The organism is Pseudomonas sp. GW821-FHT03E01 (genome assembly GCF_059420765.1).
Genome location: NZ_JBWKUI010000006.1, coordinates 68,119 through 93,762, shown reverse-complemented (window position 1 = coordinate 93,762; position 25,644 = coordinate 68,119). Strand labels below are relative to the sequence as shown.

Genomic DNA, 25,644 nt, shown 5'->3' with positions numbered 1-25,644 from the left:
CGTATTTTTCTCGACTATCTGCATCTGTAATGGGATCAGCCCGCGGCTCACAATGACGGCACGGTCAGCAGTGGCGGTAACCGCTGCACCGCAAACTCATAGCGTAGGAGGCCCCATGGGCAAGATGGCAATTTTCCTGGGTGGATTTCTGGTGTTGACCATTTTGATTGGCGCGCTGGCTACGATTTCTCCCGTTTAGTCTCGTCCTGCGATCAGCAAAAAGCACAACGCCTCCACACTGGGAGGCGTTGCTTTTCTTCGGACAAGCTGATGGCAGGGGGGCCAAGACCGCCTCAACGAATATGCTTGGAATAGGCCGCTTTAAGTGCCTCGGATACAAGGGCAATCAGTATCGGGGTAGAGCTGGACTGCATGTCTCTGCCGATGTCAGTTCGCCGTTCCAGCACTTTGCCAGCGTATTTGGATGCCTGGCCTTCAGACGTGAGTGATAGCAGCTCTTCTTCAGTAAAAGACTTCTCATAAGCCGCAGCAAGATTTTGATTCCATTTCGGCTGGTACTGCGGAAGTAGCGCGTCAATTTCGCTCGATACGGCACTGTGTGCTTTTTCACTTCCTAACTTTTCAATGAGCATCGCAAAGGTTTGGGTTTTCTTTGCCGCCAACAGTGCCAGTGTTGGCAGGCTGTCACCCACATGGGTTTGAGCAACAAAAGCGAGCGCTGTCTTATGCGCAAGTACTTCAGCCGCGACCGTGGTGGACAACACGATGGGCGCTACGAATGCGACCGCGACACAAAAAGACCTCATCAATTGATCTGGCTCCTTCGGTTCGCCACGTCGGTGATGCGCTACTGAGAACCCTAGTTGGGAAATACCTATATCGCTAGTGATTCGGTTCCACTTTGGCTTGAGCCAGGGCGACGTTGATGGCGTGACAGCCGTCGTGTACCCAGACTTGAAAAGCCCACTGAACCAGTAACGGTCAGTGGGCTTTTTTCACGCTGGATTGAGCGCCAGCATCACCTCAGATCAAACCGATCCAGATTCATCACCTTGACCCAGGCTGCCACGAAGTCTTTCACAAACTTCTCCTTTGCGTCGTTGCTGGCATAAACCTCAGCCAACGCCCTCAGCTGTGCATTCGAGCCAAACACCAGATCAACACGCGTCCCCGTCCATTTGAGATCGCCGGTTTTGCGGTCGCGCCCCTCGAACTCTTCATTGGCCTCAGAGACCGGTTTCCATTCCACGCCCATGTCGAGCAGGTTTTTGAAGAAGTCGTTGGTCAACGCTCCCGGTTGTTTTGTGAACACGCCGTGTTGGGTTTGGCCGACGTTGGTGTTCAGCACGCGCAGGCCACCAATGAGCACGGTCATTTCCGGCGCGGTGAGGGTCAGCAGTTGGGCCTTGTCGATCAGCAGGGCCTCGGCCGGTACGCTGTAGCGGGTTTTGAGGTAGTTGCGGAAGCCATCGGCGGCGGGTTCGAGGTAGCCGAAGGATTCAACGTCCGTTTGCTCTTGCGAGGCGTCCATGCGTCCCGGTGTGAAAGGCACCGTGATGGTATGGCCGGCATTTTTTGCCGCTTGTTCGACGCCGGCACAACCGGCCAGCACGATCAGGTCGGCCAGGGAGATTTTCTTGCCGCCGGTTTGCGCGCTGTTGAACTCGTTCTGGATGCTTTCGAGTTTCGCCAACACGCTCGCCAGTTGCTCAGGCTGGTTGGCCTGCCAGGATTTCTGCGGGGCCAGGCGCAGGCGTCCGCCGTTGGCGCCGCCGCGTTTGTCGGAGCCGCGGAAGGTGGAGGCCGCTGCCCAGGCGGTCGACACCAGTTGCGAGACGGTCAGGCCGCTGGCCAGGAGCTTGCCCTTGAGTGCGGCGATGTCGCTGTCGTTGACCAAGGCATGGTCGACCGGCGGGATCGGGTCTTGCCACAGGAGTACTTCGTTGGGCATTTCCGGGCCGAGGTAGCGGGTGAGGGGGCCCATGTCGCGGTGGATCAGTTTGAACCAGGCGCGGGCGAAGGCGTCGGCCAACTGATCCGGATTGGCGAGGAAGCGCCGCGAAATCGGTTCATAGATCGGGTCGAATCGCAGCGACAGGTCCGTGGTCAGCATGGTCGGATTACGCCGCTTGGACGGGTCGTGAGCATCCGGAATGATGCCCGCGCCGGCACCGCCTTTCGCCGTCCACTGGTTGGCGCCCGCCGGGCTCTTGGTCAGTTCCCACTCGAAGCCGAACAGGTTTTCCAGGTAGTTGTTGCTCCATTTGGTCGGCGTGGTGGTCCAGGTCACTTCCAGGCCGCTGGTGATGGTGTCGCCGCCTTTGCCGCTGCCGAAAGTGCTCTTCCAGCCCAGGCCCTGTTGTTCGAGACCAGCGGCTTCGGGCTCGGCACCGACGTTGTCGGCAGGGCCGGCGCCGTGGGTTTTGCCGAAAGCGTGGCCGCCAGCGATCAGCGCCACGGTTTCTTCATCATTCATTGCCATGCGCCCGAAGGTTTCGCGGATATCTATCGCCGCAGCGACCGGGTCCGGGTTGCCTTCCGGGCCTTCGGGGTTGACGTAGATCAGGCCCATTTGCACGGCGGCGAGCGGGTTCTCCAGGTTGCGTTCGCCCTCGGTGCGGCTGTCCTCATTTTTCCCCGGCTCAGCGACGAGAGGGCCTTCGCCGGGCTCTTGCATGGGCTCTTTTTTGTCTTTTTCGTAGCGGGTGTCACCTGCCAGCCACTTGTTTTCGGAGCCCCAGTAGACGGCCTCATCCGGTTCCCAGACGTCTGGCCGGCCGCCGGAAAAGCCAAAGGTCTTGAAGCCCATCGACTCCAGTGCGACGTTGCCGGTGAGGACGATCAGGTCAGCCCAGGAGATGTTGCGACCGTACTTTTGCTTGATCGGCCAAAGCAGCCGGCGCGCCTTGTCGAGGCTGACGTTGTCCGGCCAACTGTTGAGCGGGGCGAAGCGCTGCTGACCGGAGCCGGCACCCCCACGACCGTCACCGACGCGGTACGTGCCGGCGGCGTGCCAGGCCATGCGAATAAACAGTGGCCCATAGTGACCGAAGTCCGCAGGCCACCAGTCTTGTGAATCAGTCATCAGTGCATGCAGGTCTTGCTTGACCGCCGCAAAATCCAGTTTTTTGAACGCTTCGGCGTAGTCGTAACCCTCGTCCGTGGGGTCGGACAGCCGCGAGTTCTGGTGCAGGATCTTCAGATTCAGTTGGTTCGGCCACCAATCGCGGTTCGTCGTGCCACCGCCAGCGGCGGCGTGATTGAACGGGCATTTCGATTCATTTGCCATGTGTGCGCTACCTTTGGTCGTGTTCATCCGGCTATCCGGCCCGGGGTGGGCACGCAATAGCGACGAGCGGAATCAATGACATAGGCTGCGGCCGTGCGATCAATTGATCGTCGTGGTCACACGGGAAATCCGGATAGCGGCAATCGAGTTGCCAGCACGGTGGCCCACGGCAAGCCTAGTACGTTTCCTGACTCATTCGTATCTCTTCTCAGGTCTCAACCGGCCGGCTGATGCCAGCGCTCCAGTAAGGGTAGACGCCTATAAAGCAGTCAGCTAATAGGGGGAGTATTGGGAGGTGATAGGGATAGTCTTTTATCTGAGCCGTCGAGATGGAGTCGCTGTTACGCGTTTCTTTTATCCAGCGCCGGCAAAACGTAATCTGTCGCATCGACCTTTGGATGGAACCAAACCAATGCTGCTAACCCACCGCCCCGTCAGTGCTGAAGACGTGTTGACGATTTGCGACTTTCCTCAAACGCCCCAAGAGCTTTTTTTCATGTTCCCGAAGGCACAGTACCCGCTGACGGAGGCTCAGCTGCTTGCATCGATAGCTCAACGCTCGGACTCAACGGTGGTTGAAGGGGATAATGCTGTTGTCGGTTTTGCTAACTTTTATTCGTTTGAGCGCGATGGCGTTTGCTCAATCGGCAATGTGATCGTTTCGCCCAAGGCTCGGGGGAAAGGTGTCGCGCGGTTTTTGGTGGAAACGATGGTGGGGCTGGCGTTTGAACGTCATCGGGCAAGCGAGGTGCAGCTTTCGTGTTTCAACGAGAACACGGCGGGGCTGCTTTTGTATCCGCAGCTCGGGTTTGTGCCGTTTGGGGTTGAGGAGCGGGTGTCGCAGGATGGGCGCCGTGTCGCGCTGATACACATGCGAAAGACAAGCAAGTAGGACGATGGCGGCAGGTCTGAGGGGAAAATCAACTTCGCATTCGTTCCGTGTCTTGTTTACGGAACGAGCCGAAAAGGCGAGTGAGGTCACGTATGATGGGCCTTTTCCGTTGACCGCCACCCAAGGATCCACCCGATGTCTTTAAGCAAACGCGATCAGGCACACATCGAACGTCGCCTGGTCGCCACTCTGACCGAGGCGTGCGAAACAGCCAAGGCGGAAATAGTCGGGTTTTGCTGGTTGACCCACGAAATCGATTACGACGCCTTTCCATCCAGCCTGCGGGTGATCTGGGTCTTCGATACGCAGGCCCATAAGGATCAGGCGCTGGAGAGCGGGCAGGGCGAGCGCATGGTCGAACTGACGGCCGTAGCATTAAATGAAGCGGACGTTCTCGTCAGCCCGGTCGCGGCCCATGTGCAGTTTGATTCTGAAGAGCAATGTCAGCGCGCCAATGGCGGCAACTGGCAGCAACGCCTGGCGCCCAAGCGCTCGACGCGAGGTTGAGCCGTGGCCAAGGATATCGAAAATCCGTGTATTTCCGTTTGCCAGCTCAGTGGTGAACTGTGTGTCAGTTGTGGTCGCACCAAGGACGACATCAGAAAGTGGAAACGCATGAAGCGCCCGGAAAAAATGGCGGCGGCGCAGCGGGCGAGTGTGCGGTTGAAGGGGCTTCAGAAAAGGAAGGGTTGAGGGTTCCTCAGGGCCGCGCACAAACCTCTCGAACACATTCACGCAGCCACCGATGCGCCGAATCGGCATCCATCCGCGGATGCCACAGCATCGAAATGGTGATCGGCGGCAGCTCGAACGGCAGATCGAAACTGTGCAGGCCGGTGCGCAGGTTTTGGGTATGTCGGGCAGGCACGGTGGCGATCAGGTCCGAGGCGCGAGCCAGCGCCAGGGCGGCCGAGAAACCGCCGACGACGGTGATGATTTCCCGCTGCAGTCCCAGCGCTTCCAACGCTTCATCCATCGGTCCTTTGTCGAGCCCGCGCCGTGAGACCAGGATGTGCCGGCCAGCGGCATAACGGGAGGCAGTAATCTCGCCCTCGCTCAGCGGATGCCCCGTGCGAACGACGCCCACGAAACGATCCTCGAACAATGCCCGGGTGCGCACTTCCGGGCTGGTCGTGCCGCCAACCACACCGGTTTCCAGATCGACCGAGCCGTCGCGAAGTGCGGCGCTGTCCTTGCTCAGCTTCTGCACAAAGTGCAAACGCACGCCGGGGGCTTCCTCACTGGCGCGGGCGATCAGCGCCGGGCCGAAGTTTTCCACGAAGCCGTCACTGGTGCGCAGCGTGAATGTTCGAACCAGTTGCTTGAGGTCGAGCTGTTCGGCGGGGCGCAAAACCGCTTCGGCGTCTTGCACCAATCGACTGACGTGTTCGCGCAATTCAAGCGCTCGTGGCGTCGGCACCAAGCCGCGTCCGGCCCGGACCAGCAGCGGGTCGCCCGTCGTTTCGCGCAACCGCGCCAACGCCCGGCTCATGGCCGACGGGCTCAGCCGCAGTCGTTGGGCGGCGCGGGCGACGCTGCCTTCGGCGAGCAGCACGTCCAGGGTAATCAGCAGATTGAGATCGGGAGTGGTCATGCCGCAACGTTAGCACGGCGCGGGGCTAACATGGCGTCAAACGCATCTATCAAGTGCAAATGCTGCGCCTTCCGCCTTGTCACGCACGGGCATACGCTGCTGCTCTACCTTTCAGACGTGGCCAGACAATGAAATCCATCACTCAATCAGGTTCGGTGCGCTGGGCGCTTGCGAGTCTTTCGCTGTCGATGTTGATGCCTTCACTCGACACCAGCATCGCCAATGCGGGATTGCCGACGTTGGCCGAGGCGTTCGATGCTTCCTTCCAACACGTGCAGTGGATTGTTCTGGCGTATCTGCTGGCGATCACCACGCTGATCGTCAGCGTCGGACGGCTCGGCGACATGCTCGGCCGTCGGCGTTTGCTACTGGTGGGCATCGCCATTTTTACCCTGTCATCGCTGGCCTGCGGTGTCGCGCCGTCGCTTGGGTGGCTGGTCGGCGCCCGGGCGGTGCAGGGGCTTGGGGCGGCGATCATGCTGGCGCTGACCGTGGCGTTTGTCGGTGAGACGGTGCCGAAAGCGCAGACCGGCAGCACCATGGGGTTGCTCGGAACGATGTCGGCGATCGGCACCACGCTGGGGCCGTCGCTCGGTGGGATGTTGATTGCCAGCGTTGGCTGGCAGGCGATTTTTCTGATCAACATACCGTTGGGTGTGCTGAACATCTGGCTCGCCTATCGCTATTTGCCGGCGGATGTTCAGCGGGCGAAAGCGGGGCGGGTGGGGTTCGACAAGGCCGGCACGTTGTTGCTGGCGCTGACGCTCGCGGCGTACGCACTGGCCATGACGCTCGGGCACGGTGATTTTGGAACGCTCAATGTCGCGCTGCTACTGGCGGCTGTTTTCGGCGTTGGGCTTTTCATCTTCGTCGAGGCCACGGTCGCATCGCCATTGATCACATTAGCGCTGTTCCGCCAACAGGGATTGAGCGCCAGCCTGGCCATGAGCGCGCTCGTTTCGACGGTGATGATGGCGACGCTGGTGGTCGGGCCGTTTTATCTCTCGGGTGCGCTTGGCCTCGGCACGGCACTTGTCGGTTTCGCCTTGTCGGTCGGACCGTTGGTGGCTGCATTGACCGGCGTGCCGGCCGGTCGCCTGGTGGACCGTTTTGGCACTCGGCGCATGACCCGTCTCGGGCTCGCGACAATGGCGCTCGGCGCGAGTGCTTTATCAATGATGCCAGCGGGGTTCGGCCTCCTCGGTTACCTCGCGCCCATCGCGGTGATCACGGCCAGCTACGCGTTGTTTCAGGCGGCCAACAACACCGCGATCATGACCGACATCCGCCCGGACCAGCGCGGCGTGATTTCCGGCATGCTCAGCCTGTCACGCAATCTCGGCCTGATCACTGGAGCTTCGGTGATGGGCGCGGTGTTTGCGCTTGCTTCGGCGACGACAGACATCACCAGCGCGTCTCCCGCAGCCGTCGCCAGCGGCATGCGGATAACGTTTGCCGTCGCCGTGGCACTGATTCTCCTGGCCCTTGCTGTGGCCCTGTTGCCGAAGGTTTCTGACTGCTGCACTGTGTGCAGTAATGAACTGCAGTGAGCCTAAATTGTTCATCTAAAATCGAATACCGATACTGCCTGAACATCGCGCAGTCGACGCTCATGGCGTTCAAGACATGGCTGGAGGCCAGATTTGCAGAGGGGCCGCCTTGGCTGCATGTGGACCGAAGCGAACTAAAACCTATGGGGCACGCCGATTAAATGTGGGAGCGGGCTTGCTCGCGAAGGCGGTGTGTCAGGCAACATCAGTGTTTACTGACACTCCCTCTTCGCGAGCAAGCCCGCTCCTACAGGTTCTGCACCTGACTGCGTTCCTTTTAGTGAGCGCCTCTGACGACCGCCGCTTGCGCCGTGCGCAACGCATGCCGATTGCCCCGGAACAACACCAGTGTCGCGATCAACCCCAGCACCGCCGCACCACTGAGCCAGATCCCCGGCGCTGCCTTGTTGTCCAGCACATGGATCAGGTACGTACAGGCCGCCGGGGTGAAACCACCGAATGTTGCGGTCGCCAGGCTGTAGGCCAAGGAGAAACCGGTCGTACGCACTTCTACCGGCATGATCTCGGTCAGGGCCACCACCATGGCGCCGTTGTACGAGCCATACAGGAACGACAGCCACAGTTCGACAATCAGCAAGTGGCTGAAGCTGGGGTTCGCCACCAGCCACGACAGCGCCGGATAAGCCGTGAGGATCGCCAGAATCGTCGCGCCCAGCAGCAGAGGTTTGCGGCCGATCTTGTCGGAAAGCGCGCCCATCACCGGCAGCCAGAAGAAGTTCGACAGGCCGATGCACACCGTCACCAGCAGCGCATCCAGATCCGACAGATGCAGCTCGGCTTTGCCGAAGGTCGGGGTGTAGGCGGTGATCAGGTAGAACGACACCGTGGTCATCACCACCAGCGCCATGCCGGCGAGGACGATGCCGAAGTTCTGACTGATCGAGCGGACGATGTCCCGCAGGGTAGGGCGGTGTTTGCGTGCCTGGAATTCCGGGGTTTCTTCCAGCGAACGGCGGATCACGAAGATCGCCGGCACGATCATGCAGCCGATCAGGAACGGCACGCGCCAGCCCCACTCACCCATTTGGTCGGGGCTCAGCCAGTGGTTCAAACCCACGCCGAGCAGGCCGGCGAATACCACCGCGGCTTGCTGGCTGGCGGACTGCCAACTGACGAAGAAGCCTTTGCGGCCCGGTGTGGAGATTTCGGCGAGGTACACCGACACACCGCCCAGTTCCACGCCTGCTGAAAAGCCCTGCAACAGACGACCGAACAATACGATCAGCGGCGCCGCGACGCCCAGCGTGGCATAACCCGGCACACCGGCAATCAGCACCGTGCCGGCGGCCATCAACGCCAGTGTGATGATCAGGCCTTTGCGGCGGCCGTGGCGGTCGATGTAGGCACCGAGGAAAATCGCCCCCAGCGGACGCATCAGGAAACCGGCCCCGAAAGTGGCCAGAGACAGCATCAGGGAAGCAAACGCGCTATCGGCGGGAAAGAAGGTTTTGGCAATGGCCGTGGCGTAAAAGCCGTAGACCATGAAGTCGAACATTTCGAGAAAGTTACCGCTGACAACGCGAAAAATCGCTTTGCCTTTGCTCGTATTGGAAGACATGTGTAGGTACTCACTCTGGTCGACCTTGTTTGAAAGCGCTGCACCTATGTGGCGAGGGAGCTTGCTCCCGTTCGATTGCGCAGCAATCGTAAAACCGGTCACCGCTATCGCGAGCAGGCTCGCTCCCATGCGCTCTGAAGCCCATAATGGCGGGCGCGGTTTTGAGGGGAGATGAAGATTTGTTAACTGGACGGTGGGGAGGGCTTGTGGTAGTGGTCGGGATTTTGTCCGGTTGTGGCAACGGCGATAGCCTGGAACGCTTCGACGGCCCGACCATGGGCAGCAGCTATTCGATCCAATACGTGCGCCATGCCGGTCTTCCCGCACCGGCGGAAGTCCGCGTCCAGGTCGAAAAAATACTCTCTGATGTCGATCGGCAAATGTCGACCTATCGCAGTGACTCCGACATCGAACGCTTCAATAACCTGCCCGCCAACCACTGCCAGACAATGCCTGCGCCGATCCTCGAATTGGTCCGCGTCGGCGAGCGCTTGTCTTTGCAAAGTGACGGCTCCTACGACCTGACGGTGGAACCGCTGCTCAACCTCTGGGGATTTGGCCCGCAGGCGCGTGAGGAAAAAGTCCCGAGCGCCGAAGCACTGGCCGAGGTGCAGCAGCGTGTCGGTCATAATCACCTGCGCATCGAAGGTGACCAGTTGTGCAAGGATGCCGCAGTGGAGGTCGACTTCAACAGCATCGCTGCCGGTTACGCGGTCGACACGATTGCCGCCGAACTCGAAGCGCTGGGCATCCACGACTACCTCGCTGAAGCCACCGGTGAACTCAAGGCTGTCGGCAAAAAACTCGACGGCTCACCGTGGCGCATCGCCCTGGAAGAACCCCGTGATGATCAGCAAGTGGCCGAGCGCATCATTGCCGTCGACGGCTACGGCGTGTCCACCTCCGGTGATTACCGTAACTATTTCGAGCAGGGTGGCCGGCGCTATTCCCACACCTTCGATGCCCGCACCGGAACACCGGTCCTACACACCCTGGCGTCAGTCACGGTGATTCATCCTTCAGCTTTGATGGCCGATGGCTTATCGACGCTGTTGCTGATTCTTGGCCCTGAACGGGGTTGGGACTATGCCCAAACGCATGACATTGCTGCATTCTTTGTGATTCGTGCCGATACAGGTTTTGTCACACGCACCAATCAGGCTTTTGAGCGCCTGGCCGGTGAGAAAACCGAGTGATTGCGGCTGCAAAAGCATTTTTCGATGGCTTTGTAGTGCAGGCAAAACTAGCCTACGACGCGACCAAGGGTTAATGTGCGCGGCGTTGACGCTTCTATAGACTGTGTCCGGGTTCTGCACTGGCCCCAAATTGTTCCTTCACGCCGCCGATCGGCGTGATTTAGCCGCAGGCGCCGAGGGTGTCGCGGCCTGTTCTGAGGAGTACGCATGGCTGTCTACAACTACGATGTGGTGGTGTTGGGTTCCGGCCCGGCGGGAGAAGGCGCGGCAATGAACGCTGCCAAGGCAGGGCGCAAGGTGGCGATGGTCGATAGCCGTCGCCAGGTCGGCGGCAACTGCACCCACCTGGGCACCATCCCGTCCAAGGCCTTGCGTCACTCGGTCCGGCAGATCATGCAGTTCAACACCAACCCGATGTTCCGGGCCATTGGTGAGCCGCGTTGGTTCTCGTTCCCGGACGTGTTGAAAAGCGCTGAAAAAGTTATCTCCAAACAAGTCGCCTCGCGCACCGGCTACTACGCCCGTAACCGCGTCGACGTGTTCTTCGGCACCGGCAGCTTCGCCGACGAGCAAACCATCGAAGTCGTCTGCGCCAACGGCGTGGTCGAAAAACTGGTGGCCAAGCACATCATCATCGCCACCGGTTCGCGTCCTTATCGCCCGGCGGACATCGATTTTCATCACCCGCGTATCTACGATAGCGACACCATCCTCAGCCTCGGCCACACCCCGCGTAAACTCATTGTTTACGGCGCCGGCGTGATCGGCTGCGAATACGCCTCAATCTTCAGTGGTCTGGGTGTATTGGTTGAGCTGGTGGACAACCGTGGTCAGTTGCTGAGCTTCCTCGACTCGGAAATTTCCCAGGCCCTGAGCTACCACTTCAGCAACAACAACATCACGGTTCGCCACAACGAAGACTACGACCGCGTCGAAGGCGTGGACAACGGCGTGATCCTGCACCTCAAGTCCGGCAAGAAGATCAAGGCAGACGCCCTGCTCTGGTGCAACGGTCGTACCGGCAACACCGATCAGTTGGGTCTGGAAAACATCGGCGTGAAGGTCAACAGCCGTGGCCAGATCGAAGTCGACGAGAACTACCGCACCTGCGTGCCGAACATTTATGGCGCCGGTGACGTGATCGGCTGGCCGAGCCTGGCCAGTGCCGCCCATGACCAGGGGCGTTCGGCCGCTGGCAGCATCGTCGACAACGGCAGCTGGCGTTTCGTCAATGACGTGCCGACCGGCATCTACACGATTCCGGAGATCAGCTCGATCGGCAAGAACGAGCAGGAGCTGACTCAGGCCAAGGTGCCGTATGAAGTGGGCAAGGCATTCTTCAAGAGCATGGCGCGTGCGCAGATCGCCGGCGAACCGCAAGGCATGCTGAAGATCCTGTTCCACCGCGATACGCTGGAAGTGCTGGGCGTTCACTGCTTCGGTTATCAGGCATCGGAGATCGTGCACATCGGTCAGGCGATCATGAACCAGCCGGGCGAGCAGAACACCCTGAAGTACTTCGTCAACACGACGTTCAACTACCCGACCATGGCCGAAGCCTATCGGGTAGCGGCGTACGATGGCCTCAACCGGCTTTTTTGAGCGGCTCCGGCCGGTGGCCTGAGCCGGCCGGGGAGACCGATTTCAGCAATTCTCGAGCGTGGCGCTGGCCAAACCGGGAAAGTCTGTAATCAGGCTGTCAACGCCGAAGTCGGCGAGCCTGCGCATCAGCGCGGGCTCGTTGACTGTCCACACTGACACATGCAGCCCCTGACGCTGCGCCTTCTGCAGGCGTTCCGGCGTACACAGGGTCCAGTTCAGCGCCAGCATCTCACAGCCATAGTTTTGCGCGACCTTCAGCGGGTCGAGCCAGGCGTACTCGGCCACCAGTCCGCGAGACACGTCCGGCACCAGGTCCAGCGCGGCTTTCAACACTTCGCGTGAACTCGAGGTAATCGTGACCTTGTCCCGTATGCCGAAACGCTGGGCCATTTCGCGAATCGCCAGCACGGTGGTTGCGGCACGGGTGCGTGATGCGCTTTTGACTTCCAGCTGCCAGTGCTCGAAATCGCATTTTTCGAACAACTCTTCCAGCGTCGGGATCGGGCAGGGTTTGATCCAGCCCGGGCCCCCCTTGCGCGCGTCGTAGGTCACCAGCTCCGCAGCCGTGTGTTCGACCACTTTGCCGCGGCGGTCGGTGGTGCGTTTGAGGGTCGGGTCGTGGATCACCATCAACTCGCCGTCCTTGGACAGGTGCAGGTCCAGTTCGCAGCGGCGCACGCCGTGCTTGAGGCATTGCTGAAAGCTGGTCAGGGTGTTTTCCGGTGCTTCGCCTTTGGCGCCGCGATGGCCGTAGATGAGAGTCACGGTTCTTCCTTAATTAATGGCCGTTTTCGTTTTGTTCGCGCGCCAGGCGTCGTTCTTGTGCCTGTCGCTGCAAGATGTAGCGGGCCAGCAGTTGTCGCTGGGCATCGGACAGGTATTCGAATTCGGTGCCGACGTCGTAGCCGCCGCCCTTGCGGTCGCAATGGGTGACGCGGGCCCGCAGCAACAGGCCGAGGGCTTGTGGCATCAGCACCAGCTTGACCGACAGGTGCGCGCCGACGGCAATGGGCGTCGGATGCTGAAAGTCGATGCCGCCTTCGGAGATGATCACCGGCTGCGGTTCGCCGATCTGTCCGAGCACGGTCAGGGCGACCACCTGGCTCAGCAGATCGATGCGTTTGTTCTGTGATTTGAGGAACGCGGCGATGGCTCGGTCGCGTTCGTTGATCTGGCGCAACAGGTGTTGCGACTCGAATTCGCTCAGGTGCAGTTCGCTGAGCAGGTTGAATAGCGGGGAAGCATCCTGCAACACTTCCTGGCCTGCTGCTTCGGGAGCAGACAGGGGCCGAATTTCCAGTGCGATCGTGTCCTCGATACGGTAGTATTCGCGGCGATCTTCTTCATCTAATGTCGACATGGCGAACCCATGGTAGCGGCGGTGGTCTGAGTGTAAAGCTGGTTATCGACCCCCGCCACAAGGACGTTCCTTTTCCCTCCGAACAAGCCCCGACATGTTCAGACCTCTCTTCGTATTTATCGGCACGCGTTATACCCGTGCAAAACGTCGCAATCATTTTGTGTCATTCATTTCCCTGACCTCGATGATCGGACTCGCCCTCGGCGTGGTCGTGATGATCGTTGTGTTATCGGTCATGAACGGCTTCGATCATGAGATGCGCACCCGTGTGCTGGGCATGGTGCCCCACGCAACCATCGAGTCCGGCGAGCCAATCAGCGACTGGCAAAGCCTGGCCGCCAAGGTCAAGCAGAACCCGCAGGTGGCGGCGGTTGCGCCCTTCGTCCAGATGCAGGGCCTGTTGACCAACAACGGCAAGGTTTCCAAAGTGCTGCTCAATGCCATCGACCCTGTGCAGGAACGGCAGGTGTCGATCATTGATAACTTCATGCAGCAGGGCAAACTCGACGACCTGGCGCCGGGCAGTTTCGGCATCGTCATCGGCGACAAGGCGGCAGCCAAGCTCGGCGCGGCGGTTGGCGACAAGCTGACGTTTGTCGCGCCGGAAGTCACCGTGACCCCGGCCGGGATGTTCCCGCGCATGAAACGCTTTACCGTGGTCGGCATCTTCCATGTCGGCGCCGGTGAGCTGGACGGCTATCTGGGCCTGACCAATCTGCAGGATCTGGCCAGGTTGCACCGCTGGCAACCGGATCAGGTCCAGGGCCTGCGACTGAAGTTCGACGACCTGTTCCAGGCACCGCGCACCGCGTGGACCATCGCCCAGCAGCTCGGCGAAGACCGTTACTACGCCCGCGACTGGACTCGTACCCACGGCAATCTGTATCAGGCGATCCGCATGGAAAAAGCCATGATCGGCCTGCTGTTGCTGCTGATCGTCGCCGTTGCTGCGTTCAACATCATTTCCACGCTGGTGATGGTGGTGAACGACAAGAAGGGCGACATCGCGATCCTGCGTACCCTGGGCGCCACACCGGGCTCGATCATGGCGACGTTCATGGTCCAGGGCACGGTCATTGGTGTGGTCGGTACGCTGATCGGCGCCGTGGTCGGGATCTTCGCCGCGCTGAACGTCAGCGCCGCGATCGCGGCCCTGGAAGGGCTGATCGGCCACAAGTTCTTGAACGCCGACGTGTATTTCATCGATTACCTGCCGTCGCAAGTGCAGAGCCAGGACGTGTTGATGGTCTGCGCCGCCGCGTTGGTCCTGAGTTTCCTCGCCACCCTGTATCCAGCCTGGCGTGCCGCGCGCACCCAGCCTGCGGAGGCGCTACGTTATGAGTGAGTCGGGCATGAGTGATAAAGCAATCTTGAGCTGCCGCAATCTGGGCAAATCCTACGTGGAAGGCCCGGAATCGGTAGAGGTTCTGGCCGGTCTGCAACTGGAACTGCATCCGGGTGAGCGCGTGGCGATCGTCGGTACGTCGGGTTCGGGCAAAAGTACCTTGCTCAACCTGCTGGGCGGCCTCGATACGCCGACCAAGGGCAGCGTCTGGCTGGCCGGTGAAGAACTCTCCGCCCTGAACGAAAAGGCCCGTGGCCTGTTGCGCAACCGGTCGCTGGGTTTCGTTTACCAGTTCCACCACTTGCTGCCTGAGTTCACCGCGCTGGAAAACGTCTGCATGCCGCTGCTGATCGGCAAGACCGCGATCCCGGAAGCGCGTCAGCGTGCGACGGCGTTGCTGGAGCGGGTAGGGCTGGGCCATCGCCTGGAGCACAAACCGGCGGAATTGTCCGGTGGCGAACGCCAGCGTGTGGCCATTGCCCGCGCCCTGGTGAACAAGCCAGGCCTGGTGATGCTCGACGAGCCGACCGGCAACCTCGACTCCCACACCGCCCAGGGCATTCAGGATTTGATGCTGGAACTCAGCACCTCGATGCGCACGGCGTTCCTGGTGGTGACCCACGACATGAACCTGGCTCGCCAGATGGATCGCGTCCTGCATTTGCAGGAAGGTTGCCTGACCCCCATCTGATTGGCTGAAACCCGGCACACTGAACAGTGCGTCGGGTCTTTTATTTTTATACGGTGCCCCAGCGAATGTTCAGACCGTTATCGATCTTTATCGGCACGCGCTATACCCGCGCCAAGCGCCGCAATCGCTTTGTTTCCTTCATCTCGATGACCTCGATGATCGGCCTCGCCCTGGGCGTGCTGGCGATGATCGTGGTGCTGTCGGTGATGAACGGCTTCCAGCGCGAAATGAGCTCGCGCATCCTCGGCATGGTGCCCCACGCGACCATCGTCGGCGTGAACCCTATCGACGATTGGCAGCCGGTGGCCGCCGCGGCGATGAAGAATCCTGAAGTCACCGCCGCCGTGCCATTCACCGAGATGGAAGGCATGCTGTCCTACAAGGGCACCATGCAGCCGATCCAGGTCAGCGGGGTCGATCCGGCGCTGGAAAGCAAGGTCTCGATCGTTGCCAAGCACATTGTTCAGGGGCGTCTCGACGCCTTGAAGCCGGGCGAGTTCGGCGTGGTGATCGGCGAGATCACCGCGCGGCGCTTTCGCTTGAACGTCGGCGACAAGATCACCCTGATCGTGCCGGAAGTCAGCAATGCACCGGGTGGCATCACCCCGCGCATGCAGCGGCTGAACGTGGTGGGCGTATTCAAGGTCGGTGCCGAACTGGACGGTTCGATGGCGCTGATCCACATGGCCGATGCCGCGCAGATGCAGCACTGGCAACCGAATCAGGTACAGAGCGTGCGCCTGGCGGTGAAGGATCTGTACGCCGCGCCGCAAGTATCGAGCGACATCGCGACCGGCCTGGGCGCCGCCTACAAGGCTGACGACTGGACTCACACCCAGGGCAGTCTGTTCAGCGCGATGAAGATGGAAAAAACCATGATCGGCCTGTTGTTGCTGATGATCGTCGCCGTGGCGGCGTTCAACATCATCGCCACGCTGATCATGGTGGTCAACGACAAGGGCGCGGACATCGCCATCCTGCGAACCATCGGCGCCACACCTCGGCAGATCATGGCGATCTTCATGGTGCAGGGCACGGTGATCGGGATTGTCGGCACCTTGATCGGTGGCGTGCTGGGCGTGATCGCGGCGTTGAACGTCAGTGAACTGGTGGGCTGGATGGAGCGGGTCAGCGGGCAGCACATCTTCAGTTCCGATGTGTACTTCGTCAGCAACTTGCCGTCCGAATTGCAGGGCGCGGATGTGTTGTTGATCTGCTCCGCCGGTTTCATCATGAGCTTTCTGGCGACGGTTTATCCGGCGTGGCGGGCGGCGAAAGTCGAGCCGGCTACCGCGTTGCGGTATTCGTAGTCCGTTAGACCGCGAGGGGGCCAGTCCTGCTGGCCTCAGTCCTTTCTTGGCAACTCAATTATGAACCGCGTCCACCCCTGAGCCGATTCGCAACGAATCTGCCCGCCATGGGCGCGGATGATCGACTGGGTGATCGCCAATCCCAATCCCGCATGCTCACTGCTGCCTTCACGGCGCGCGGGGTCTGCCCGGTAGAAGCGGTCAAACAAACGCGGCACCAGGTCCTCGGAAATCCCTTCACCACTGTTTTCAACGGTCAGGCTCAAGCCTGCCGGTTGCTCGACGATCTTTACCCGCACCTCACCACCAGCCGGGGTAAACCGCAACGCATTGTCCAGCAAATTGGACAGTGCCCGGCGCAACATGCTGCGATCGCCCTGCATGCTCGCGTGGCCGTCACGACTCAACTTCACCCGGGCGTCCTCAGCCAGCGGCGCAAAAAACTCCAGCAGCACATCCGCTTCTTCCGCCAGGTCCAGCGGTTCACGCTTGGGCATCAGCAAACCATGGTCAGCCTTGGCCAGGTACAACATGTCGTTGACCAGTTGCGCCATCCATTGCAGTTCTTCGAGGTTGCTGTGCAGCGCCTCGCGGTAATCCTCAAGGGGGCGAGGGCGGGTGAGGGTGACTTGGGTGTGGGTCAGCAGGTTCGACAGCGGTGTGCGCAGTTCATGGGCGATGTCGGCGGAGAAGGCCGAGAGCCGCTGAAAAGAGTCATCGAGGCGTCCGAGCATGGCGTTGAAGCTGTGGGCCATTTCCGCAAGTTCGGGCGGCATGTCTGCTTCCGGCAGGCGGGCGTTGAGCGATTGCGCCGATACGCCGCTGGCGACCGCACTCATGCGCAGCAACGGACGCAAACCACTGCGCGCCGCCCAGGCACCGAGCAGGGCGGTGGCCAGGGCCGAGAGGCCGACCGTCAGCCAGATCAGGTGCTGCATGCGCTGCAGAAAATGCTGGTGATGGGTGATGTCCAGCAGTAAGGTCAGTTGCGGTGAGTCGGGTTTGTCGAGGAACAGCGGCGCATTCAGGACGCGGTAATCGGTGCCATCGTCGCTCACCGTCGACAGGCCAGGTTTGCGCGGTAAATCTTTGGGCACGCTGGGCGAGCTGTCGTACATGCGTTGGCCGTCACTGCTAATGATGCGCAGCGAAAGATCGGCCTGTCGGCTCAATTCATCGGCCAGCCTGGCTTCGGCGTCGCCGGCCTGAATGTCATCCAGCGCCCGGCGTAAACCAATCAATTTGTCATCCAGCAACTGCTGGTCCAACTCGACAAAGTGCGCCTCGCTGGCGCGGCTGAACAATACCCCGGCGAACAACGACACCACCGCAGTGCAGGCGGCAAACAGCAGTGCCAGGCGGTTGCTTAATGAAAGCCGGCGCATCAGGCGGGGCGCTCTTCAAGGACGTAACCCATGCCGCGCACGGTGTGAATCAACTTGTTCGGGAAATCGTCGTCGATCTTCAGGCGCAACCGGCGGATCGCCACTTCGATGACGTTGGTGTCGCTGTCGAAATTCATGTCCCACACCTGGGACGCGATCAGCGACTTGGGCAGAACTTCGCCCTGGCGCCGCAGGAGCATTTCCAGCAGGGCGAATTCCTTGGCGGTCAGGTCGATGCGCTGACCGTTACGCTCGACCCGGCGACGGATCAGGTCCAGGCGCAAATCGGCCAGTTGCAAGCTGGTTTCCTGGGGCGTGGCGCTGCCGCGACGCAGCAGGCTGCGAACCCGGGCCAGCAGTTCGGAGAAGGCGAAAGGTTTGACCAGGTAATCGTCGGCGCCCAGTTCCAGGCCATGGACTCGGTCCTCCACCGCGTCTCGTGCGGTCAGAAACAGTACCGGCGTGTCCAGGCCTGCACTGCGCACCGCTTGCAGAATCTGCCAGCCATCGCGTCCAGGCAGCATCACATCGAGAATCAACAAGGCGTAATCGCCGCTCAAGGCCAGTTGCTGGCCGGTGGTGCCATCGGCCACCAGTTCGGTGTTGAAGCCAGCCTCGGTCAGGCCCTGGCGTAAGTAATGGCCGGTTTTCGGTTGGTCTTCGACGATCAGCAGTTTCATGGGCGACTCGGGCAGTTTGAACAGGTGCGTTATACCGTGGGCGGCGAGGAAGCAGGCCAACCTGACAAAGTTGTAATCTGCCTGTCAGGTAGCTGGCAGAGCCGACGGGGTAGAGTTTCCCACAAGCTGAACCTCATCTTGTTGGAGTGCGACTATGTTTTTGCAAAAGCGTCTGGCACTGGCCGCTTGTTTGCTGACTCTGAGTTTAGGGCTGGAAGCCTCACCGGCGCAGACCTACGATTTCGGTCAACCGGCCTCGGCCGCCCAGGCCACCCGCAGCGTCGAAGTGGTAATGGGCGATATGACCTTCAGTCCCAAGACCATCGATATCAAGGCCGGGGAAACCGTGCGTCTTGTACTGGTGAATAAAGGCCAGTTGCTGCACGAATTCAACCTCGGCGATGCACAGATGCATGCCAGGCATCAGCAGGAAATGCTCCAGATGCAGCAAAGCGGCATGCTGATGCCTACAGGTATGAAGGCCATGGACCACGGTTCCATGGCCGGAATGGATCATGGCGCCATGGATCACGGCATGAAGCATGACGACCCCAACAGTGTGTTGGTGGAGCCGGGTAAAACCGCCGAGCTGACCTGGACCTTCACCAAGGCCACTAACCTGGAATTCGCCTGCAACATCCCCGGCCATTACCAGGCCGGCATGGTCGGCAAACTGACAGTCAGTCAGTAAGCACTCAAAGGCGGGAGCAAAGGCTGGTAGAATCCGCTGATTCTTCAGTCAGGTTTCCGTCATGCATCCCGCAGCCGAACATTCGCCGCTGGGCAAATCCAGCGAATACATCGCCACCTACACGCCGTCCTTGCTGTTCCCGATCCCGCGCACAGCGAAATGGGCCGAGCTGGGCCTGACCGCGCAAACCCTGCCGTACAAGGGCGTGGACTTCTGGAACTGCTTCGAGCTGTCGTGGCTATTGCCGTCCGGCAAGCCTGTGGTGGCGATCGGCGAATTCAGCATCCCGGTGGATTCGCCGAACATTATCGAGTCGAAGTCGTTCAAGCTGTACCTCAACTCGTTGAACCAGACGCCATTTGCCGACACCGCCAGCCTTGAAGCGACGCTGGTGAAAGACCTCTCGGCCGCTGCCGGCAAACCGGTGGGCGTGCGGGTTCGCAGCCTGAAAGAGGTAGAGGCGGAAGGCGTCGTGGCGTTGCCGGGCGTGTGCATCGATGACCTGGACATCAGTGTCAGCAACTATGAGCATCCGCGTCCGGAACTGCTGCGTTGCAATGAGTCGCGCATCGTTGAAGAGTGCGTGCACAGCCATTTGCTCAAATCCAACTGCCCGGTCACCAGTCAGCCGGACTGGGGCAGCGTGGTGGTGGAGTATCGTGGCGCGGCGCTGGATCACGCGAGTTTGCTGGAATACATCGTGAGCTTCCGCCAGCACTCGGACTTCCATGAACAGTGCGTAGAGCGGATTTTCCTCGACCTGCAGCGGTTGCTGAAGCCGGAGAAATTGACGGTGTACGCGCGGTATGTGCGTCGTGGTGGATTGGACATCAACCCGTATCGCAGCACCGAAGAGGTGCAACTGCCGAACCATCGCTTGGTCCGACAATAAAGAGCCAGTGTGGGATTGCATTTGCACATCCCGGATATGAAAAAGCCCCGCTATCGATAGCGGGGCTTTTTTGCATCTGGCAGGTTCAGATCCCCATATTGCCCAAGGCTTGCACAATGTTGCGCAAGGTGCCGGCCAATGTGGGATGTTCGAGTTCGAAGCGCTCGACGGCCAGATTCACATTGTCGGCGAGGTTGGTGTCCTGGGTTTTGGTTTCCAGCTCAAGCTCCAGTTGGATCTGTTGCATCAGCGCGTGCAGGTCTTCGCGCTCGGCTTCGGTCAGTGGCGGATTCTGTTCCAATTGCTCGCGCAGTTTATTGAGCTGATCTTGCAGTTCGCGGGCGGGCATGGCGTTCTTCCTTTTATCAATAGGCACTGGCATAGACCGCAGCGGCGCGCCAAAAGGTCTATGGCTGACCTTTAGATTAATCCACTCGCGCGCAACCTGCATGATCTCAGTCAGGGCTTTTCGCCTTTGAGCCGACGCAGGCTGATATCGGCCAGGCAGGTATCGAGCTCGCCCAGATGATCGATCACCGAATGCACGCCCAGGCCGAACAACTGCACCGTCGCCTTGCCGCGCAAGTGTTCCCGTTCCTTCTGGCTCAAGGCTTGCCATTCGTTCGGCGCGAGCCCGCATAGCGAGCCGCACGACGCCAGGCCGATGGTCCACAGCCCGGCGTTCAGGCCCGATTGCAGCAGTCGCGGCTCGCCGCTGACCAGCACGCAACCGTCCAGGCGCTCGACATTCAACGCCATCAAGGCTTGCCAGCAGGCATTCGGGGCCGGCCATGGATTGATTGTTTCCGAGTGTTGCAAAGATTTGATCCAGGCCGGAAGTGCGACGGCCAGAGAATGGCTGAGGGCAGGGGGTAGTTCATCAAGCCAGACGCAGGGAATCCGTTGTCGCTGCAAGCTGGACAGGCTCTCCAGGGCGCCGGGCGTGACCTCGGCATGCTCGGCAGAAACGGTGCCGTGCTGACGCGTGCGCGCGCCGAAATCCACCAGGCAACCACTGAGACCGAACAGCACGGCGGTCAGATTCGGTGCGGCAAGGGGCAAGACTTCGGCGTGCGGCATGGAAACGTCCCTGAAATAGCGACAAGGCTATTCATGGACGATGACAATCGAGTGACACGGATGTGAATCGCTCGCCGTCAGGAGGCGTCGTTCGTAGACCATCGTGCACGATGCTGCCTAAACCGGGTTTTCCGTCATATACTAGCGGTCTTTGCGGCTGGGCCAAGCGCCCGCGTCAGTACAATCCAAGGAGTTTTTCTATGCGCTGGAGCAATCGACTCGCTCAGCTTTGTATGTGTGCCAGTGTATTGCTGGTTCCGTTTGCGACTCAGGCCGCCACGGAAGAAGACCCTTGGGAAAGCATCAACCGCCCGATCTACAAATTCAACGACTTTGTCGACACCTACGCACTGAAGCCGTTGGCTCAGGGCTACCAGTTCGTCACACCGCAGTTCCTGGAAGACGGCATCCACAACATGTTCCGCAACGTCGGCGATGTGACCAACCTCGCCAACGACGTGTTGCAGGCCAAGCCCGCTGCGGCTGGCGTCGACACCGCGCGTTTGATCTTCAACACCACCTTCGGCCTGCTGGGCTTCTTCGACGTGGGCACCAAGATGGGCCTGCACCGCAACGACGAAGACTTCGGCCAGACCCTCGGTTACTGGGGCGTGGGCAGCGGCCCGTACGTGATGCTGCCGCTGCTGGGTCCAAGCACCTTGCGTGATACGCCTTCCAAGTATGTCGATGGCTATACCGGTCCGTACCCTTACATCAACGATATACCGGTACGTAACTCGATTTACGGCCTGAACATCGTCGACACTCGCGCCAGCCTGTTGTCGGCCGAGAAACTGATCACTGGCGACAAATACACCTTTATACGCAATGCATACCTGCAAAACCGCGAATTCAAGGTCAAGGACGGTAAGGTCGAAGACGATTTTTAATCTCGACCGGTAAAACGAAGAGGGCGGCCAATTGGCCGCCTTCTTTCGTTTGGCTTGCGGGGTTAAGTCAGGGCTATTTCATCTTCAGGATTGTAAGCCCGAGTTTCTGGCCGCCACCGTCCTGTGCTTTCACCCACACCACCTCGGTGTCGGCTTCAAGGCCTTTGAGGGCTGCGTGATCGGAATCGATCCGCACGCTGAGCCGGTCACCGACCTTGAATGAGCGGGGCGCCTCCAGCTGCATGCCACTGCTGGAAAGGTCGATGCAGACGGCTTGCACCTCATCGCCTTCATGAATCAGCGACACATCGGCATCAACCCGCATGCGGATGAAATCGCGCTTTTCGCTGTAGTCCCGATCGGTTTGGCTCATGGGCTCGATCCTTCCTTTGGGTTACGGTTTTGCCTGTTCTTATAACTCTCGGTGATTTGACAAGTAAAGACGTCAAGCGACCATCGGCGTGAGCTTGAAACGCCTCGCGGATGGGAGTACCGTCTGCGCCTTAGAAGGGCACCTCTGGTGGAACAGTGAGTAGGGCAAACGCTCGAAAACGGTGCAGCAGAGAGGCTAGAAAGCGAATCCAGTAGTGTGTGCAGGGCCAAATGCCCAGCCTGCTACGCCAACCTAATTCTGGCGCCGTTTGCCCACATGCCAAAAACCAGTGCCACGCTGCTGATAATCGATGATGACGAAGTAGTGCGTGCGAGCCTCGCGGCCTACTTGGAAGACAGTGGTTTCAGTGTCCTGCAGGCCAGCAATGGCCAGCAGGGTCTTCAGGTATTCGAGCAAGACAAGCCCGACTTGGTCATCTGCGATCTGCGCATGCCGCAGATGGGCGGACTCGAACTCATTCGCCAGGTCACCGAACTGTCGCCGCAAACCCCGGTAATCGTGGTTTCGGGCGCCGGTGTGATGAACGACGCCGTCGAGGCCCTGCGCCTGGGCGCAGCGGACTACCTGATCAAGCCTCTCGAAGATCTCGCCGTACTCGAGCACTCCGTGCGCCGTGCCCTGGATCGTGCGCGTCTGCTGCTGGAAAACCAGCGCTACCGCGAGAAGCTGGAAAAGGCCAACCGCGAGCTCGAAGCCAGCCTGAACTTGCTCCAGGAAGACCAGAACGCCGGTCGCCAGGTGCAGATGAACATGCTGCCGGTGAGCCCCTGGACCATCAACGAGTTCCAGTTTGCGCACCAGATCATCCCGTCGCTGTACCTGTCGGGCGATTTCGTCGACTACTTTCGGGTCGACGAGCGTCGGGTAGCGTTCTACCTGGCGGACGTTTCCGGTCATGGCGCCTCTTCAGCCTTCGTCACCGTGCTGCTGAAGTTCATGACCACGCGCTTGCTGTTCGAATCCAAGCGCAACGGCACATTGCCGGAATTCAAGCCTTCAGAAGTCCTTGGTCATATCAACCGGGGCCTGATCAGTTGTAAGCTGGGTAAACACGTCACAATGGTCGGTGGAGTCATCGACGAGGAGACAGGTTTGTTGACCTATAGCATCGGCGGTCATCTGCCGTTGCCCGTGTTGTACACGCCAGACAGTGTTCGTTACCTGGAAGGGCGTGGTCTGCCGGTGGGCCTCTTCAATGAAGCCACCTACGAAGACCACGTACTGGAGCTGCCGCCGGTATTCAGCCTGACGCTGATGTCTGATGGCATTCTGGACCTTTTGCCAGAACCCACACTCAAAGATAAAGAAGCTGCTTTGCCTCAACGGGTCAAAGCGGCGGGCGGCAGCCTGGATGGTCTGCGCCAGGTTTTTGGATTGGCCACGCTAGGGGAGATGCCGGATGATATCGCCCTGTTGGTGTTGAGCAGGAATCTTTAATGAGTACCGGTAGAATCCAGTTCGCCGAGCAGGACGGCACCTTCGTCCTGAAGTTCGTCGGTGAAGTTCGCCTGACCTTGTGTTCGGCGTTGGATGCGACTATTGAGCGGATCTTCACTGCGTTGAACTTCAACGCCATCGTGATCGACCTGACTGAAACCCGTAGCATCGACAGCACCACCCTGGGCCTGCTGGCCAAGCTGTCGATCCTGTCGCGGCAAAAAGTCGGCCTGTTGCCGACTGTCGTCACCACCCACGAAGACATCACCCGTCTGCTGCAGTCCATGGGCTTCGAGCAAGTGTTCAACATCGTTGACCGCCCGATCCCATGCCCTGAATGCCTGACCGACCTGCCAGACCAGGACCAGTCCGAAGAAGTGGTGCGGATCAAAGTCCTCGAAGCACACAAAATCCTCATGGGCCTGAACGACTCCAACCGTGAGGCGTTTCATGACCTGGTGAACGCGCTGGAGCGTCACTGATTAATTCCCTGTGGGAGCGGGCTTGCCCGCGAAGGCGCCCTAACAATCACCACATCTTCCAGTGCTAAGCCCATTACCCGAATTCAACGCAAAAAAAGGGCGAACTCATGGTTCGCCCTTTTTGCATCCAGCTAACTCAAATCACAGCTTGGCCTGCAACAACGCCTCAAGCTTCTCCTGGTCCCGAGCAAACTGACGAATGCCCTCAGCCAGTTTTTCGGTCGCCATCGCATCCTCGTTGGACAACCAACGGAACTGCGCTTCATTCAAGCTCAGACGCGCTTCACCCGTATGCCCCGGCACCAATTTGCGCTCCAGCTTGCCGGTATCCGCCGCCAGTTTCTCCAGCAGATCAGGGCTGATGGTCAACCGATCACAACCGGCCAACTGTTCGATCTGATTCAGATTACGGAAGCTGGCACCCATCACTACGGTTTTGTAGTCATTGGCCTTGTAGTAGTTGTAGATGCGCGTCACCGACTGCACGCCCGGATCATCCGCGCCGGTGTAGTCGTTGCCGGTGGCCTTCTTGTACCAGTCGTAGATACGGCCCACGAACGGCGAAATCAGGAAAACTCCAGCGTCAGCACATGCCGCCGCCTGAGCGAAAGAGAACAGCAAGGTCAGGTTGGTCTGAATGCCTTCCTTTTCCAGCTTCTCGGCAGCGCGGATGCCTTCCCAGGTCGAAGCGATCTTGATCAGCACACGGTCACGGCCAACGCCGGCCTTTTCGTACAAGTCGATCAGACGGTGCGCACGCTTCAATACGGCGTCAGTGTCGAACGACAGGCGCGCATCCACTTCAGTGGAAATACGGCCAGGAATCACCTTCAGAATCTCTTGTCCTACCGCCACACCAAAACGGTCACTGGCCAGGCCCACATCGCCCTTGCAGTCGCTGACGCAAGCGTTCAGCAACTCGGCATAACCGGGAATGGCCGCCGCTTTGAGCAGCAGGGAAGGGTTGGTGGTGGCGTCCACGGGTTTAACGCGAGCGATTGCTTCGAAGTCGCCAGTGTCGGCAACCACGGTGGTCATTTGTTTGAGTTGTTCCAGCTTGGAAGTCATGGGCGTGCTCTGTCCTATGGGTCTAATGACATTACCCGAGCGCTGACAGCCACTCAAGGGTGCATGTGCGTATCGAAGGCCCCAGTGGCAACATCCTGGAAACGGATGTTTGAAAGGCGGGGCGTGGTCTCGGTAAATACGATGCTGAAATGGAGGGCAGGTTCAATGGAGGTGACGGTTAGCGTGCTGAGCAGGCCTGGGTCATGTCCTCAATGCTTACCGATTTGACCAGCTTGCGAATTAGACCTTTGAGCGCTCGGGCCGAACAAGTGACGG

The 25,644-nt window shown here is 59.8% G+C and carries 26 protein-coding genes; 14 read left to right on the top strand and 12 right to left on the bottom strand.

All coding sequences use genetic code 11. The features are described 5' to 3' along the window. Positions 1-293 precede the first annotated feature (293 nt). Together AC07VO_RS11820 and katG are read right to left on the bottom strand one after the other, a co-directional pair. Positions 294-767, bottom strand: coding sequence for a hypothetical protein (locus AC07VO_RS11820; RefSeq protein WP_192351503.1), 474 nt, complete (start codon positions 765-767; stop codon positions 294-296). 212 nt (positions 768-979) lie between these two features. After that, positions 980-3,277, bottom strand: coding sequence for a catalase/peroxidase HPI (gene katG / locus AC07VO_RS11815; RefSeq protein WP_192351337.1), 2,298 nt, complete (start codon positions 3,275-3,277; stop codon positions 980-982). A gap of 385 nt (positions 3,278-3,662) precedes the next feature. On the opposite strand from katG, the gene AC07VO_RS11810 reads away from it, so the two are divergent. The 3 genes from AC07VO_RS11810 (at position 3,663) to AC07VO_RS11800 (ending at position 4,835) form a co-directional block, all read left to right on the top strand. Further along, positions 3,663-4,142 (top strand): GNAT family N-acetyltransferase, encoded by a 480-nt coding sequence (locus AC07VO_RS11810; protein WP_064616944.1) that lies wholly within the window; start codon positions 3,663-3,665, stop codon positions 4,140-4,142. Positions 4,143-4,277: 135 nt separating this feature from the next. Further along, positions 4,278-4,649, top strand: a complete 372-nt coding sequence (locus AC07VO_RS11805; RefSeq protein WP_018928157.1) for a hypothetical protein — start codon at positions 4,278-4,280, stop codon at positions 4,647-4,649. 3 nt (positions 4,650-4,652) lie between these two features. Next, positions 4,653-4,835, top strand: coding sequence for a DUF1289 domain-containing protein (locus AC07VO_RS11800; protein WP_081626539.1), 183 nt, complete (start codon positions 4,653-4,655; stop codon positions 4,833-4,835). A gap of 7 nt (positions 4,836-4,842) precedes the next feature. Here the strand turns inward: AC07VO_RS11800 and AC07VO_RS11795 are convergent, their stop codons facing one another. Beyond that, positions 4,843-5,736 (bottom strand): LysR family transcriptional regulator, encoded by an 894-nt coding sequence (locus tag AC07VO_RS11795; protein WP_192351335.1) that lies wholly within the window; start codon positions 5,734-5,736, stop codon positions 4,843-4,845. Between the two features lie 128 nt (positions 5,737-5,864). Between AC07VO_RS11795 and AC07VO_RS11790 the strand changes: the two genes are divergently transcribed. Then, a complete protein-coding gene (locus AC07VO_RS11790; RefSeq protein ID WP_192351333.1) occupies positions 5,865-7,286 on the top strand; it encodes an MFS transporter in 1,422 nt (473 codons plus the stop codon). A gap of 277 nt (positions 7,287-7,563) precedes the next feature. Here the strand turns inward: AC07VO_RS11790 and AC07VO_RS11785 are convergent, their stop codons facing one another. Further along, complete coding sequence (locus tag AC07VO_RS11785) at positions 7,564-8,865, bottom strand: MFS transporter (RefSeq protein WP_018928154.1); 1,302 nt, start codon at positions 8,863-8,865, stop codon at positions 7,564-7,566. A gap of 146 nt (positions 8,866-9,011) precedes the next feature. On the opposite strand from AC07VO_RS11785, the gene AC07VO_RS11780 reads away from it, so the two are divergent. Further along, positions 9,012-10,061, top strand: a complete 1,050-nt coding sequence (locus AC07VO_RS11780; RefSeq protein ID WP_064616949.1) for an FAD:protein FMN transferase — start codon at positions 9,012-9,014, stop codon at positions 10,059-10,061. A gap of 207 nt (positions 10,062-10,268) precedes the next feature. Next, positions 10,269-11,663, top strand: a complete 1,395-nt coding sequence (sthA, locus tag AC07VO_RS11775; RefSeq protein WP_192351331.1) for a Si-specific NAD(P)(+) transhydrogenase — start codon at positions 10,269-10,271, stop codon at positions 11,661-11,663. A 42-nt stretch (positions 11,664-11,705) separates the two neighbouring features. Here sthA and AC07VO_RS11770 read toward each other — a convergent pair whose 3' ends face one another. Together AC07VO_RS11770 and AC07VO_RS11765 are read right to left on the bottom strand one after the other, a co-directional pair. Then, positions 11,706-12,428, bottom strand: coding sequence for a glycerophosphodiester phosphodiesterase (locus tag AC07VO_RS11770; protein WP_192351329.1), 723 nt, complete (start codon positions 12,426-12,428; stop codon positions 11,706-11,708). Positions 12,429-12,441: 13 nt separating this feature from the next. Beyond that, on the bottom strand, positions 12,442-13,023 hold the full coding sequence (locus AC07VO_RS11765) for a PilZ domain-containing protein (protein ID WP_028939700.1): 582 nt from the start codon (positions 13,021-13,023) through the stop codon (positions 12,442-12,444). A 94-nt stretch (positions 13,024-13,117) separates the two neighbouring features. On the opposite strand from AC07VO_RS11765, the gene AC07VO_RS11760 reads away from it, so the two are divergent. From AC07VO_RS11760 to AC07VO_RS11750, 3 genes are all read left to right on the top strand, one after another. Then, a complete protein-coding gene (locus AC07VO_RS11760; RefSeq protein ID WP_018928150.1) occupies positions 13,118-14,368 on the top strand; it encodes a lipoprotein-releasing ABC transporter permease subunit in 1,251 nt (416 codons plus the stop codon). A 7-nt stretch (positions 14,369-14,375) separates the two neighbouring features. Continuing rightward, positions 14,376-15,059: a lipoprotein-releasing ABC transporter ATP-binding protein LolD gene (lolD, locus tag AC07VO_RS11755; RefSeq protein WP_018928149.1), complete on the top strand. Its 684-nt coding sequence runs from the start codon at positions 14,376-14,378 to the stop codon at positions 15,057-15,059. A gap of 65 nt (positions 15,060-15,124) precedes the next feature. Then, entirely contained in the window at positions 15,125-16,369 is a 1,245-nt protein-coding gene (locus AC07VO_RS11750; protein WP_018928148.1) for a lipoprotein-releasing ABC transporter permease subunit, read from the top strand. Between the two features lie 35 nt (positions 16,370-16,404). On the opposite strand, the gene AC07VO_RS11745 is transcribed toward AC07VO_RS11750, so the two are convergent. Further along, positions 16,405-17,754 carry a heavy metal sensor histidine kinase gene (locus AC07VO_RS11745; protein ID WP_192351326.1) on the bottom strand — a complete coding sequence of 450 codons (1,350 nt, stop codon included), beginning with the start codon at positions 17,752-17,754 and terminating at the stop codon, positions 16,405-16,407. Beyond that, positions 17,754-18,434: a heavy metal response regulator transcription factor gene (locus tag AC07VO_RS11740; protein ID WP_064616953.1), complete on the bottom strand. Its 681-nt coding sequence runs from the start codon at positions 18,432-18,434 to the stop codon at positions 17,754-17,756. The genes AC07VO_RS11745 and AC07VO_RS11740 overlap by 1 nt, the downstream gene beginning before the upstream one ends. Positions 18,435-18,588: 154 nt before the next feature. Between AC07VO_RS11740 and copI the strand changes: the two genes are divergently transcribed. After that, a complete protein-coding gene (copI, locus tag AC07VO_RS11735) occupies positions 18,589-19,125 on the top strand; it encodes a copper-resistant cuproprotein CopI (protein WP_064616954.1) in 537 nt (178 codons plus the stop codon). 61 nt (positions 19,126-19,186) lie between these two features. Further along, positions 19,187-20,017 (top strand): NADPH-dependent 7-cyano-7-deazaguanine reductase QueF, encoded by an 831-nt coding sequence (gene queF / locus AC07VO_RS11730; RefSeq protein WP_495007518.1) that lies wholly within the window; start codon positions 19,187-19,189, stop codon positions 20,015-20,017. Positions 20,018-20,102: 85 nt separating this feature from the next. Here queF and AC07VO_RS11725 read toward each other — a convergent pair whose 3' ends face one another. Next, entirely contained in the window at positions 20,103-20,366 is a 264-nt protein-coding gene (locus tag AC07VO_RS11725) for a DUF4404 family protein (protein ID WP_018928143.1), read from the bottom strand. 110 nt (positions 20,367-20,476) lie between these two features. After that, positions 20,477-21,097, bottom strand: coding sequence for an HAD superfamily inactivated hydrolase PcrP (gene pcrP / locus AC07VO_RS11720; RefSeq protein WP_192351324.1), 621 nt, complete (start codon positions 21,095-21,097; stop codon positions 20,477-20,479). Between the two features lie 200 nt (positions 21,098-21,297). On the opposite strand from pcrP, the gene AC07VO_RS11715 reads away from it, so the two are divergent. Beyond that, the gene (locus AC07VO_RS11715; protein ID WP_018928141.1) at positions 21,298-21,987 is read left to right on the top strand and encodes an MlaA family lipoprotein; all 690 of its coding nucleotides are present in this window, start codon (positions 21,298-21,300) and stop codon (positions 21,985-21,987) included. A gap of 73 nt (positions 21,988-22,060) precedes the next feature. Here the strand turns inward: AC07VO_RS11715 and AC07VO_RS11710 are convergent, their stop codons facing one another. Continuing rightward, positions 22,061-22,360 carry a PilZ domain-containing protein gene (locus tag AC07VO_RS11710; protein WP_007935265.1) on the bottom strand — a complete coding sequence of 100 codons (300 nt, stop codon included), beginning with the start codon at positions 22,358-22,360 and terminating at the stop codon, positions 22,061-22,063. 276 nt (positions 22,361-22,636) lie between these two features. Between AC07VO_RS11710 and rssB the strand changes: the two genes are divergently transcribed. Beyond that, complete coding sequence (rssB, locus tag AC07VO_RS11705) at positions 22,637-23,818, top strand: two-component system response regulator RssB (RefSeq protein WP_018928140.1); 1,182 nt, start codon at positions 22,637-22,639, stop codon at positions 23,816-23,818. Next, positions 23,818-24,300 (top strand): anti-sigma factor antagonist RssC, encoded by a 483-nt coding sequence (gene rssC / locus AC07VO_RS11700; protein ID WP_007935262.1) that lies wholly within the window; start codon positions 23,818-23,820, stop codon positions 24,298-24,300. The genes rssB and rssC overlap by 1 nt, the downstream gene beginning before the upstream one ends. 141 nt (positions 24,301-24,441) lie before the next feature. Here the strand turns inward: rssC and tal are convergent, their stop codons facing one another. Beyond that, positions 24,442-25,368 carry a transaldolase gene (tal, locus tag AC07VO_RS11695; RefSeq protein WP_018928139.1) on the bottom strand — a complete coding sequence of 309 codons (927 nt, stop codon included), beginning with the start codon at positions 25,366-25,368 and terminating at the stop codon, positions 24,442-24,444. Positions 25,369-25,644: the final 276 nt, after the last annotated feature.